General features: G+C 64.0%; 12 protein-coding genes and 2 pseudogenes. All 14 read right to left on the reverse strand.

The window, feature by feature from the left end; all coding sequences use genetic code 11:
* Positions 1-2: 2 nt before the first annotated feature.
* The 14 genes and pseudogenes from nuoK to ACVWYI_RS23280 all read right to left on the reverse strand — a co-directional run bounded on the left by nuoK (position 3) and on the right by ACVWYI_RS23280 (position 11,434).
* Positions 3-311 carry an NADH-quinone oxidoreductase subunit NuoK gene (gene nuoK, locus ACVWYI_RS23215; RefSeq protein WP_015685769.1) on the reverse strand — a complete coding sequence of 103 codons (309 nt, stop codon included), beginning with the start codon at positions 309-311 and terminating at the stop codon, positions 3-5.
* A complete protein-coding gene (locus ACVWYI_RS23220) occupies positions 308-946 on the reverse strand; it encodes an NADH-quinone oxidoreductase subunit J (protein ID WP_007610978.1) in 639 nt (212 codons plus the stop codon). Before ACVWYI_RS23220 ends, nuoK begins: the two co-directional genes overlap by 4 nt.
* A 9-nt stretch (positions 947-955) precedes the next feature.
* The gene (nuoI, locus tag ACVWYI_RS23225) at positions 956-1,444 is read right to left on the reverse strand and encodes an NADH-quinone oxidoreductase subunit NuoI (protein ID WP_247349480.1); all 489 of its coding nucleotides are present in this window, start codon (positions 1,442-1,444) and stop codon (positions 956-958) included.
* A 14-nt stretch (positions 1,445-1,458) separates the two neighbouring features.
* Positions 1,459-2,526 carry an NADH-quinone oxidoreductase subunit NuoH gene (gene nuoH / locus ACVWYI_RS23230; RefSeq protein ID WP_007603555.1) on the reverse strand — a complete coding sequence of 356 codons (1,068 nt, stop codon included), beginning with the start codon at positions 2,524-2,526 and terminating at the stop codon, positions 1,459-1,461.
* A 4-nt stretch (positions 2,527-2,530) separates the two neighbouring features.
* Positions 2,531-4,606 (reverse strand): NADH-quinone oxidoreductase subunit NuoG, encoded by a 2,076-nt coding sequence (gene nuoG, locus ACVWYI_RS23235; protein WP_456663312.1) that lies wholly within the window; start codon positions 4,604-4,606, stop codon positions 2,531-2,533.
* A 5-nt stretch (positions 4,607-4,611) separates the two neighbouring features.
* Positions 4,612-5,937: an NADH-quinone oxidoreductase subunit NuoF gene (nuoF, locus tag ACVWYI_RS23240; RefSeq protein ID WP_456663313.1), complete on the reverse strand. Its 1,326-nt coding sequence runs from the start codon at positions 5,935-5,937 to the stop codon at positions 4,612-4,614.
* Between the two features lie 99 nt (positions 5,938-6,036).
* On the reverse strand, positions 6,037-6,648 hold the full coding sequence (nuoE, locus tag ACVWYI_RS23245) for an NADH-quinone oxidoreductase subunit NuoE (RefSeq protein WP_247349315.1): 612 nt from the start codon (positions 6,646-6,648) through the stop codon (positions 6,037-6,039).
* A gap of 12 nt (positions 6,649-6,660) precedes the next feature.
* Positions 6,661-7,624 (reverse strand): annotated as a pseudogene (locus ACVWYI_RS23250) (FkbM family methyltransferase).
* Positions 7,624-8,821, reverse strand: a pseudogene (locus ACVWYI_RS23255) (NADH-quinone oxidoreductase subunit D). Before ACVWYI_RS23255 ends, ACVWYI_RS23250 begins: the two co-directional pseudogenes overlap by 1 nt.
* A 2-nt stretch (positions 8,822-8,823) precedes the next feature.
* Positions 8,824-9,438 (reverse strand): NADH-quinone oxidoreductase subunit C, encoded by a 615-nt coding sequence (locus ACVWYI_RS23260; RefSeq protein WP_247349319.1) that lies wholly within the window; start codon positions 9,436-9,438, stop codon positions 8,824-8,826.
* A gap of 11 nt (positions 9,439-9,449) precedes the next feature.
* The gene (locus ACVWYI_RS23265) at positions 9,450-10,031 is read right to left on the reverse strand and encodes a NuoB/complex I 20 kDa subunit family protein (protein WP_247349482.1); all 582 of its coding nucleotides are present in this window, start codon (positions 10,029-10,031) and stop codon (positions 9,450-9,452) included.
* Positions 10,028-10,393, reverse strand: coding sequence for an NADH-quinone oxidoreductase subunit A (locus ACVWYI_RS23270; RefSeq protein WP_007603535.1), 366 nt, complete (start codon positions 10,391-10,393; stop codon positions 10,028-10,030). The genes ACVWYI_RS23265 and ACVWYI_RS23270 overlap by 4 nt, the downstream gene beginning before the upstream one ends.
* A gap of 257 nt (positions 10,394-10,650) precedes the next feature.
* On the reverse strand, positions 10,651-10,881 hold the full coding sequence (locus tag ACVWYI_RS23275; RefSeq protein WP_456663314.1) for a hypothetical protein: 231 nt from the start codon (positions 10,879-10,881) through the stop codon (positions 10,651-10,653).
* Positions 10,865-11,434 carry a PepSY-associated TM helix domain-containing protein gene (locus tag ACVWYI_RS23280; RefSeq protein ID WP_456663315.1) on the reverse strand — a complete coding sequence of 190 codons (570 nt, stop codon included), beginning with the start codon at positions 11,432-11,434 and terminating at the stop codon, positions 10,865-10,867. The genes ACVWYI_RS23275 and ACVWYI_RS23280 overlap by 17 nt, the downstream gene beginning before the upstream one ends.
* Between the last annotated feature and the right edge of the window lie 12 nt (positions 11,435-11,446).

The following is an 11,446-nucleotide window of genomic DNA, read 5'->3' on the forward strand; positions in this document are numbered from 1 at the left end:
CGTTAGCCCTTCATCAGATTGACGTCCTCAACCGCGATCGAGCCGCGGTTGCGGAAATAGACCACCAGGATGGCGAGACCGATCGCGGCTTCGGCGGCCGCGACGGTGAGCACAAGAAGCGCGAAGACCTGCCCGACGATATCGCCGAGGAAGGTCGAGAACGCCACGAGGTTGATGTTGACCGCGAGCAGGATCAGCTCGATCGACATCAGGATGACGATGATGTTCTTGCGGTTCAGGAAGATGCCGAGGATCCCGAGCGTGAACAGGATCGCGCCGACCGCAAGATAGTGTCCGAGCCCGATCGTCATTTCACCCACTCCGCCGCGTCAGAGTCCTGGAGCCCCTGCCCCGGCGCCACCTTGCGTATCGCCATCGCAATTTCGGGCGTGCGGGCGTTCTGAACGTTGATGTCCTGCCGCTTGACGCTCGCCTTGTGCCGCAGCGTCAGCACGATGGCACCGATCATGGCAACCAGGAGCACCATGCCCGAGAGCTGGAAGTAGTGGATGTACTTCGTATAAAGCACCAGGCCGAGCGCCTCGGTGTTCGAGACATTGGTCGGGATCGCCGCCGTGATCGTCTTGGCGACGCCGGGGTTGATGACCCAGAAGCCGACCGTGAGCAGCAGCTCGAACAGGAAGATGCCGCCGATCACGAGGCCGACCGGCAGGTACTCGATGAAGCCCTCGCGCAGCTCGAGGAAATCGACGTCGAGCATCATGATCACGAACAGGAACAGCACGGCGACGGCGCCGACGTAGACGACGATCAGGATCATCGCCAGGAATTCGGCGCCCATCAGCACGAACAGGCCGGAGGCGTTGACGAAGGCCAGGATCAGGTACAGCACGGAGTGCACGGGATTGCGCGAGACAATCACCATCACCGCCGAGGCGACGCAGACGCCGGCGAAGAGATAGAAGAACAGCGCGGGAAGGATCATGCTCTCATCTCACCGGTACGGCGCGTCGAGCTCGATCGCTTTTGCGATCTCGCGTTCCCAGCGGTCGCCGTTGGCGAGCAGCTTGGCCTTGTCATAGAACAGTTCCTCGCGGGTCTCGGTCGCGAACTCGAAGTTCGGGCCTTCGACGATCGCATCGACCGGACAGGACTCCTGGCAGAGGCCGCAATAGATGCACTTCACCATGTCGATGTCGTAGCGCACGGTACGGCGGGTGCCGTCGTTGCGCCGCGGGCCGGCCTCGATGGTGATGGCCTGCGCCGGGCACACCGCTTCGCAGAGCTTGCAGGCGATGCAGCGCTCTTCACCATTCGGATAGCGGCGCAGCACGTGCTCGCCGCGGAAGCGCGGCGAGATCGGGCCCTTCTCGAACGGATAGTTCAGTGTCGGTTTCGGCTGGAAGAAATAGCGCATGGCGAGGAAGAACGCCGAGACGAATTCCGACAGCAGAAGCGAGCGTGCAGTGGCGTTGATGTTGATACCCATGACGGCCCTCACTTCGGCGCGATGCCGGCGAAGTGCAGCACTCCGGCCACCACGATCACCATCGCCAGCGACAGCGGCAGGAACACTTTCCAGCCGAGGCGCATCAGTTGATCGTAGCGGTAGCGCGGCACGATCGCCTTGGCCATCGCGAACAGGAAGAACATGAAAAACAGTTTCAGCGAGAACCAGATGATCCCCGGCACCCAGTTGAAGGGCGGGAGGTCCACCGGCGGCAGCCAGCCTCCGAGGAACAGGATCGTCGCCATCGCGCACATCGTGGCAATCGCGACATACTCGCCGAGCATGAACAGCAGATACGGCGTCGAGCCGTATTCGACCATGAAGCCGGCCACGAGCTCGGATTCCGCTTCGACCAGGTCGAACGGCGGACGGTTGGTTTCCGCCAGCGCCGAGACGTAGAAGATCACGAACATCGGGAACAGCGGCCAGACATACCAGTTCAGGATGGTGAGCTGCGGCAACCCGATCAGGCTGGCGAGGCCGCGGACATGCTGGGCCTCGACCACGGCCGAGAGGTTCAGCGTGCCGGCGCAGAGCAGCACCGTGATGATGACGAAGCCGATCGAGACTTCATACGACACCATCTGCGCCGCCGAGCGCAGCGCCGCCAGGAACGGGTACTTCGAGTTCGACGACCAGCCCGCCATGATGATGCCGTAGATCGACAGCGACGAGATCGCGAAGATGAAGAGGACGCCGACATTGATGTCGGAAATCACCCAGCCGAGATTGGTCGGGATCACCGCCCACGCGGCGAGCGCGAGCACGCACGATACCAAGGGAGCAAGAAGGAACACGCCCTTGTTGGCGCCGGACGGAATGATCGGCTCCTTCAGCACGAACTTCAGGAGATCGGCGAAGGACTGCAGCAGACCCCAGGGACCGACCACGTTCGGGCCGCGGCGTATCTGCACCGCCGCCCAGATCTTGCGGTCGGCGAGCAGGATGTAGGCGATCGCCACCAGCAGGACGACCAGCACCAGGACGCTCTCCGCGATCATGATGATCAGCGGCCAGAGGAACCCGGTCCAGAATGCGCTTTCGAAGAATTCCATCAGCTCACTCCGCTGCGGTCAGCATCTGCCCGGAGGCAAGCCGCGAACACTCCGCCATCACGGCGGACGCACGCGCGATTGGGTTGGTCAAGTAGAAGTCCTCGACCAGCGGCTTGAACGGCGCCTTCTCCATCGTGCCGCCCTTGCCCGCGAGTTTCTTGATCTGGTCGGCGGAGCCGGCCTCGATCTGGTCGAGACGGATTAGATGCGGCACGGCCTTGAAGATCGCCTGGCGCAGGGCCGAAAGCGAGTCGTAGCCGAGCTTCTTGCCGAGCGCCTCCGACAGCGCGCGGACAATCGCCCAGTCCTCGCGGGCCTCGCCCGGCGGGAACGCGGCGCGGCCGGTCATCTGCACGCGGCCTTCGGTGTTGACGTAGATCGCGGACTTCTCGGTATAGGCGGCTGCCGGCAGGATCACGTCGGCGCGATGCGCGCCGCGGTCGCCGTGGGTGCCGATATAGACGACGAAGGTGCCGTCCGACGGCTTGATCTCGTCGGCGCCGAGCAGAAACAGCAGGTCGAGCGTCCCGAACGTCGTCATCTGCGCCGCGTTAAGCCCGCCCTGACCGGCGACAAAGCCGATATCCAGCGCACCAACGCGCGAAGCGCTCTCATGCAGTACGCCAAAGCCGTTCCAGCCGTCCTTGAGCGCGCCGACGTCGAGCGCAAGCTTGGCGGCGGCGGCGAGAATGGCAGCGCCGTCGTGGCGCGAGGCAGCGCCCGCACCGACCAGGATGATCGGGTTCTTGGCGTTCTTCAGCACGTCCATGAAGGAGTGCTTGCCGGCCGCGAGTTCACCGAGCGTCTCGGTGCCCGCGCCGAGATGGCCATAATCGTAGGTCAGGTCGTCCTTGGCGCCGATCACGCCGACCTTGAAGCCGCCGGCGCGCCAGCGCTTGCGGATGCGGGCGTTGAACACGGCCGCCTCTTTCCGCGGATTGGCGCCGATGATCAGCAGCGCGTCGGCCTGCTCGACGCCCACCAGCGTCGGATTGAAGATGTAGGAGCCGCGGCCGAGCGCGGGGTCGAAGGCGTCGCCGCCCTGCACCGCCAGATTGCCCGAGCCGTATTTGGCCAGCAGATCCTTCAGCGCGAACATCTCCTCGACGCCGGCGAGGTCGCCCGCGATCGCGCCGATGCGCTTGCCGTCGGTGCGCGCCGCCTTCGCGGCGATAGCGGCAAAGGCTTCGGGCCAGCTTGCCGCCCGCAGCTTGCCGGCTTCGCGGATATAGGGCCGGTCGAGGCGCTGGGTGCGCAGACCGTCGACGACGTGGCGGGTCTTGTCCGAGATCCATTCTTCGTTCACGGCCTCGTTGATGCGCGGCAGGATACGCATCACTTCGCGGCCGCGGGTGTCGACTCGAATCGCGGATCCGATGCCGTCCGTCACGTCGATCGACTGGGTCTTGCCGAGCTCCCACGGGCGTGCGGCGAAAGCATAAGGCTTCGAGGTCAGCGCACCGACCGGGCAGATGTCGACGAGATTGCCCTGAAGCTCCGACGTCAGCGCGTGCTCGAGATAGGTCGTGATCTCCATGTCCTCGCCGCGGCCGGTCGCGCCCATTTCAGGGGCGCCGGCCACTTCCGCCGAGAAGCGGACGCAGCGTGTGCACTGGATGCAGCGGTTCATCGAGGTCTTGACCAGCGCGCCGAGATATTTGTCCTCGACCGCGCGCTTGTTCTCGGCGAAGCGGCTGGTGTCGACACCATAGCCCATCGCCTGGTCCTGCAGATCGCACTCGCCACCCTGGTCGCAGATCGGGCAGTCCAGCGGATGGTTGATGAGAAGGAATTCCATCACGCCTTCGCGCGCCTTCTTCACCATCGGCGAACGCGTGGAGATTTCCGGCGGTTCGCCCTTGGGACCCGGACGGCAATCGCGCACACCCCAGGCGCAGCTTGCGACCGGCTTCGGGCCGCCCTTCACCTCGACGAGGCACATCCGGCAATTGCCGGCGATCGACAGCCGCTCGTGATAGCAGAAGCGCGGAATCTCGGCGCCGGCCGCCTCGCACGCCTGAAGCAGCGTGTATTCGGCGGGGACATCGATCTCTTTGCCGTCGATGATGAGCTTGGTCATTCTCTCTACTCCGCCGCGACCATGTTCACGGGATCGCGGACGCCGGCATCATCGATGTCGGCCTTATGCGAATATTCGTCGATGCGCGCTTCGATCTCATGACGGAAATGCGCGATCAGGCCCTGGATCGGCCACGCCGCCGCGTCGCCGAGCGCGCAGATGGTGTGGCCTTCGACCTGCTTGGTGACCTCCAGCAGCATGTCGATTTCGCGCTTGTGGGCGCGGCCGTCGGCCATGCGGCTCAAGACGCGCCACATCCAGCCGGTGCCTTCGCGGCACGGCGTGCACTGGCCGCAGCTCTCATGCTTGTAGAAATAGGAGATGCGGGCGATGGCGCGGATCAAATCGGTCGACTTGTCCATCACGATCACGGCCGCGGTGCCGAGGCCCGAGCGCAGCTTGCTCAAGCTGTCGAAATCCATCGGCGTGTCGATGATCTGCTCGGCCGGCACCATGCGCACCGAGGAGCCGCCGGGGATCACGGCCTTGAGGTTGTCCCAGCCGCCGCGGATGCCGCCGCAATGCTTCTCGATCAGCTCACGGAACGGAATGCCCATGGCCTCTTCGACGTTGCAGGGCCGCTCGACATGGCCGGAGATGCAGAAAAGCTTCGTGCCGACATTGTTCGGACGGCCGATGCCGGCGAACCACGCCGCGCCCCGGCGCAGAATGTCGGGCGCGACCGCGATCGACTCGACGTTGTTGACGGTGGTCGGGCAGCCGTACAGGCCGACATTCGCCGGGAACGGCGGCTTCAGACGCGGCTGGCCCTTCTTGCCTTCGAGGCTCTCGAGCAGCGCGGTTTCCTCGCCGCAGATATAAGCGCCGGCGCCGTGGGCGACGTAGATGTCGAACGGCCAGCCGTTGACGTTGTCCTTGCCGACCAGCTTGGCCTCGTAGGCCTGGTCGATCGCCGCCTGGAGATGCTCGCGCTCGCGGATGAACTCGCCGCGGACATAGATGTAGCAGGCATGCGCGTTCATCGCGCAACTCGCGATCAGGCAGCCCTCGATCAGGAGATGCGGATCGTGCCGCATGATCTCGCGGTCCTTGCAGGTACCGGGTTCGGATTCGTCCGCGTTGACGACGAGATAGCTCGGCCGACCGTCGGTCGATTCCTTCGGCATGAACGACCATTTCAGGCCGGTCGGGAAGCCGGCGCCACCGCGGCCGCGCAGCCCCGACGCCTTCATCTCGTTGATGATCCAGTCACGGCCCTTGTCGATGATGTTCTTCGTACCATCCCAGGCGCCGCGGCGCCGCGCGCCCTCGAGCCCCCAATCATGGAGGCCGTAGAGGTTCTTGAAGATGCGGTCCTTGTCCTCGAGCATGTCAGTGCTTTCCGATCAACGGTTGGCTTGCTTGTAGGCAAGCCCGGCGGCGCAGACGGCGAAGGTCAACGCCCAGAGCAGACGACGAGAGATCACGCATCAGGTGACCTCCTTAAGTGTGGTCGGCCCGCCCGTCGGCGCCGAGAACTGGCGGCCGTTCTGCGGGCCGGGCTTGGGCGGATTGCCCGAAGCAAAGCCGTCGAGCACCTTGCCGAAGCTTTCCTTGGTCAAATCCTCATAGGTGTCCTTGCCGATCAGCACCATCGGCGCGTTCACGCAGGCACCGAGGCACTCCACCTCTTCCCAGCTGAAATTGCCGTCCTTGGAGAGATGGAAGGGCTCGTGATGGATGCGGTGCTCGCAGACGTGGATCAGATCCTCGGCGCCGCGCAGGCGGCACGGCGTGGTGCCGCAGACCTGGACGTGGGCCTTCTTGCCGACGGGGGCCAGCTGGAACATCGTGTAGAAGGTCGCGACCTCGAGCACGCGGATATAGGGCATGTCGAGCATGTCGGCGACGACGCGGATCGCGGCTTCCGAGACCCAGCCATCGTGCTGCTCCTGCGCCCGCCAGAGGATGGCGATGACCGCCGAAGCCTGGCGTCCGGCCGGATATTTCGCGATCTGCTGCTTGGCGAACGCGAGGTTCTCCTCCGTCAACGCAAAGCTCGCGGGCTGGACTTCCTTCGGTGCTAATCGGCGAACGGACATATCTTCAATCTCTCACTGCATGCGGCGCGCGGTTTTGGCATTCAGGGCTTCGATCCTGTCCTGCCAGAATGCGCTTGCGGTGCCGAAAACGTTGTAGCCGACGTGGGTCGAGACCTTGATGCGATCGAGGATCGACAGCTCGGTCACGGTCTCCATCCGGTTGCTGCGCGGATCGAACACGATCAGCTTCAGCGGGGTGTGTTCGAGGATGTAGCGCGACACCGCATGCGAGCGGTCGCTGCCGTGCTCTTCGCACATGATGACGCTGTCGGCCTGGAGCAGCCGGGCGCCGCCCTTGATCGCCTCGATCTCGACGCCCTCGACGTCAAGCTTGATCAGGTACTTGCCGCTGGCGGCAACCTTGCCGTCGTCGATGAGATTGTCGAGCGCGATCACAGGCACGTCCTCGCCGCCCGCCGACGCACCGCCGGCAATGCTGAAGGCCTCGTGCTTGGTGCCGGACAGACGCGCGGTGCCGCGGGCCGCGCCGATCGCGCATTTCATGGTCTCGAAGCGATTGCCGTTGACGCGGGCGTTGTTGGCGAGCTTCGGATAGTTCTGGCCGGACGGCTCGATCGCAATCGCCATGTGCGAGCCGAATGGCTTGCTCGACACCAGCACCGACCAATAGCCGTAATTGGCGCCGCAATCGAGCAGCGTGTAATCGACGTCGATGGAGTCCGCGAACAACAGCTCCAGCTCGTCCTCGTAATTGTAGGAGCGGTTGAGCAGCTTGCTCCAATAGCCGTCGCCGTAGGGGAATTCGAACACGGCGTCGGGGGTTGAGCTTGATCGCGATGTTGCGCTCGGGCAGCGTCTTCCGCAGCAGGTTCGCGCAGGCGATGTAGCCCATATGCGAGAAGTGCGACGAGATCTTCGATCCCGTCACCAGCGCCAAGGCAGCCGTCCGCTCCCACAGGTTGGCCCCTTCAAGGGCCCCCGAGGCACGGTCAAACTGGATTGGCGCCTGCGCCATCACCGATCGACCTCTCCGAACACGATGTCGAGCGAGCCGAGGATCGCCGAGACGTCGGCGAGCAGATGGCCGCGGCAGATGTGGTCCATGGCCTGGAGATGCGCAAAGCCCGGCGCGCGGATCTTGCACTTGTAAGGCTTGTTGGAGCCATCGGAGACGAGATAGACACCGAACTCGCCCTTGGGCGCCTCGACTGCGGCATAGATCTCGCCGGCCGGCACGTGGACGCCTTCGGTGTAGAGCTTGAAGTGATGGATCAGCGCTTCCATCGAGCGCTTCATCTCGCCCCGGCGCGGCGGAGCAACCTTGTTGTCTTCGACGACGACCGGGCCTTTTCCTTCGGCTGCGTTCAGCTTCTGGATGCACTGCTTCATGATGCGTACGGACTGGCGCATCTCTTCCATGCGGATCAGATAGCGGTCGTAGCAGTCGCCGTTCTTGCCGATCGGAATGTCGAAATCCATCTCGGCGTAGCACTCATAGGGCTGCGACTTGCGCAGATCCCAGGCGGCGCCCGAGCCGCGCACCATCACGCCCGAGAAGCCCCACTCCCAGGCTTCCTTCAGCGACACCACGCCGATGTCGACGTTGCGCTGCTTGAAGATGCGATTGGCGGTGAGCAGCCGATCGAGATCTTCGACCACCTTCAGGAACGGATCGCACCAGGTGTCGATGTCGTCGACCAGCTTCTGCGGCAGGTCCTGATGCACGCCGCCGACGCGGAAGTAGGCTGCGTGCATGCGGCTGCCGGAGGCGCGCTCGTAGAACACCATCAGCTTTTCGCGCTCTTCAAAGCCCCACAGCGGTCGGGGTCAGCGCGCCGACGTCCATCGCCTGCGTGGTGACGTTGAGCAAATGCGACAGAATGCGGCCGATCTCGCAATAGAGCACGCGGATCAACTGAGCGCGGCGCGGCACCTCGATGCCGAGCAGCTTTTCAGCCGCCATGCAGAAGGCGTGCTCCTGGTTCATCGGCGCGACGTAGTCGAGGCGGTCGAAATAGGGGATCGCCTGGAGATAGGTCTTCTGCTCGATCAGTTTTTCGGTGCCGCGGTGAAGCAGGCCGATATGCGGGTCGACGCGGGCGACGACTTCGCCGTCAAGCTCCAGCACCAGGCGCAGCACGCCGTGCGCCGCCGGATGCTGCGGACCGAAGTTGATCGTAAAGTTGCGAAGGATTTCGGGTTGCTCGTTCATGTTCAGACCTTCGGCCCTGCTTTTTCATCGCCCGGAAGGACCGGATAGTCGGCGCCCTCCCACGGAGACAAAAAGTCGAACTTGCGGAATTCCTGGTTGAGCCTGACCGGCTCGTACACCACCCGCTTCTCCTGGTCGTCGTAGCGGACCTCGACGAAACCGGTGGTCGGGAAGTCCTTGCGCAGCGGATGGCCCTCGAAGCCATAGTCGGTCAGGAGGCGGCGCATGTCGGGGTGGCCGACGAAGAACACGCCATAGAGGTCGTAGGCTTCGCGCTCGAACCAGTCGGCGCCCGGGAACACCTCGATCAGCGACGGCACCTGCGTGGTCTCGTCGGCCTGGGCCTTGAGCCGGATCCGCGCATTCAGGGCCGGTGACAGGAAGTGATAGATCACGTCGAAGCGTTTTTCACGCGAAGGATAGTCCACCGCCGTGATGTCGGTGAAGTTGATGAACCGGCAGTTCGGATCGTCGCGGAGGTACTTGACCACCTCGACGATCTTGCTGGCTTCGACATCGACCGTGAGCTGGTTGAAGGCCACCGAATGACCGATGGCAGCGCCCGGAAGCGCGCTAACGATCGTCTGCCCCAGGGCGTCGAGCTTGGCGTCGTCCATGACGTAAAACCTTAGCGTTCGATGGTACCGGTGCGGCGGATCTTCTTCTGCAGCAGCAGTACCCCGTAAAGCAGCGCTTCCGCCGTCGGTGGGCAGCCCGGCACGTAGATGTCGATCGGCACGATACGGTCGCAACCGCGCACGACCGAGTAGGAATAGTGATAATAGCCGCCACCGTTGGCGCAGGAGCCCATCGAGATGACGTAGCGCGGCTCGGGCATCTGGTCGTAGACCTTGCGCAGCGCAGGCGCCATCTTGTTGGTCAGGGTGCCCGCGACGATCATCACGTCCGACTGGCGCGGCGAGGCACGCGGGGCGAAGCCGAAGCGCTCGATGTCGTAGCGCGGCATCGACACCTGCATCATCTCGACCGCGCAGCAGGCGAGACCGAAGGTCATCCACATCAGCGAGCCGGTACGCGCCCAGGTGATGAGGTCGTCGGTCGCGGCCACGAAGAAGCCCTTGTCGGACAGCTCCGAATTGACCTCGAGGAAGAACGGATCACGGGCCCCGATCGGCTTGCCGGTCGACGGATCCAGAATGCCCTTGGGGGCCGGCGCTACGACCGGACCGGAGGACGGTGCAGGGTTCAATCCCATTCGAGTGCCCCTTTCTTCCATTCATAGGCGAAGCCGACCGTCAGCACGCCGAGGAACACCACCATGGACCAGAAGCCGGTCGCGCCAAGCTTGCCGAACGCCACCGCCCAGGGAAACAGGAACGCCACCTCGAGGTCGAAGATGATGAAGAGGATGGCGACCAGATAGAAGCGGACGTCGAACTTCATGCGGGCGTCGTCGAAGGCGTTGAAACCGCACTCATACGCCGACAGCTTTTCCGGATCCGGCTGCTGGAACGCGACGATGAAGGGCGCGATCAGCAGCACAAGGCCAATAAGGCCCGCTACCCCTATGAATACCACGAGTGGAAGATAGTTCTGAAGAATGCCGCTCATTGACGAGCCCTTTTTCCCGCAGCCTCGGGACAGCCACGGATTCGTCCAGTTTGGAATTGTTCTGAGCCTTAGCGCAGTGCACCAATGGGCGCAAGACACGCTCTTTTTAGGCCCTTTCCCGCTCCCGGAACGATGAAATTCCGGAATCACCCCGCGCTGGTATGGAGCAGATCAGAAAACCCGGCAAGGGTTGGGCAAGAGCGCCCACGGTTTTGCAGGGCAGCGGTTCTGAGATTGCGGCGCACGGGCTGAGGCGGCTACTTGCCGCGCAACATCCGGTCAAAATGCCGGGGTTTTTGGCCGCCGCGGCGCACCCAAACCCAGGCGATGACCAGCACAGGCGCTCCCACGGTCACCCAGGCGACGTACTGGCCGACGGTCCCCCAGAGCAGCGCAGCGAGCAGACCGGTGATGGTCGCAGCCGCAAGCAGGACAGGTGCGGCAAAGACACGTATCCACCGGCGCGTACGGTCAGGGGAGGCATGCATCACGACGGGACCGGGGCTCGTCTGGCGAATGCGTTGGATTTGGCAGGCGCGCGCGCTTGCGCCGCCGCGCCAGCCAGAGATAGAGACCGCTGCCGATCACAACGATCGTGAGCAGGTCGAGCGCGGCCCAGATCACCTTGAGCGGCATCCCGCCATAGTCGCCGAAATGCAGCGGCTGCGAGATCAGGAGCGCCTGGAGATAGACCGGCAGCGCGCGGCTGTCGGCGACCTCCCCCGTCTCTCCGTCGAGCAGCACCGGCTTGAGCAGCCGCGCCGTCAACGCCGTGTCGCCGCGCATGAAGGCGGCGAAGTGATGCGACGAGGTGAAGGGCGTCCCTGGAAAGGCGATGAAGGCGACCTCCATGCCGGGCGCGGTGTGTCTGGCGCGTGCGACGACGTCGTCGAGCGACGCCAGATGCGACGGTGGCGGCTTGCCGGTATATGGCGCGACCATGCTGGCGAGTTCGGTCACCTTCCACTGGTTGAGCATCAGCTCGGCCCAGGTGTTGACGACGCCGGTCAGGCCCACCACCAGCGCCCAGGCCACCGTCACCCACGCCGATCA

This window comes from Bradyrhizobium sp. LB13.1 (assembly GCF_054056815.1).

What these genes read in the sequence shown, in the direction of transcription:
- nuoH (WP_007603555.1), bottom strand. Translation starts at nt 2,526, where the DNA reads ATGGAATTCTTCGAAAGCGCATTCTGGACCGGGTTCCTCTGGCCGCTG.
- nuoF (WP_456663313.1), bottom strand. Translation starts at nt 5,937, where the DNA reads ATGCTCGAGGACAAGGACCGCATCTTCAAGAACCTCTACGGCCTCCAT.
- ACVWYI_RS23260 (WP_247349319.1), bottom strand. Translation starts at nt 9,438, where the DNA reads ATGGACGACGCCAAGCTCGACGCCCTGGGGCAGACGATCGTTAGCGCG.
- ACVWYI_RS23270 (WP_007603535.1), bottom strand. Translation starts at nt 10,393, where the DNA reads ATGAGCGGCATTCTTCAGAACTATCTTCCACTCGTGGTATTCATAGGG.
- ACVWYI_RS23220 (WP_007610978.1), bottom strand. Translation starts at nt 946, where the DNA reads ATGATCCTTCCCGCGCTGTTCTTCTATCTCTTCGCCGGCGTCTGCGTC.
- nuoK (WP_015685769.1), bottom strand. Translation starts at nt 311, where the DNA reads ATGACGATCGGGCTCGGACACTATCTTGCGGTCGGCGCGATCCTGTTC.
- nuoE (WP_247349315.1), bottom strand. Translation starts at nt 6,648, where the DNA reads ATGTCCGTTCGCCGATTAGCACCGAAGGAAGTCCAGCCCGCGAGCTTT.
- nuoG (WP_456663312.1), bottom strand. Translation starts at nt 4,606, where the DNA reads ATGACCAAGCTCATCATCGACGGCAAAGAGATCGATGTCCCCGCCGAA.
- ACVWYI_RS23275 (WP_456663314.1), bottom strand. Translation starts at nt 10,881, where the DNA reads ATGCATGCCTCCCCTGACCGTACGCGCCGGTGGATACGTGTCTTTGCC.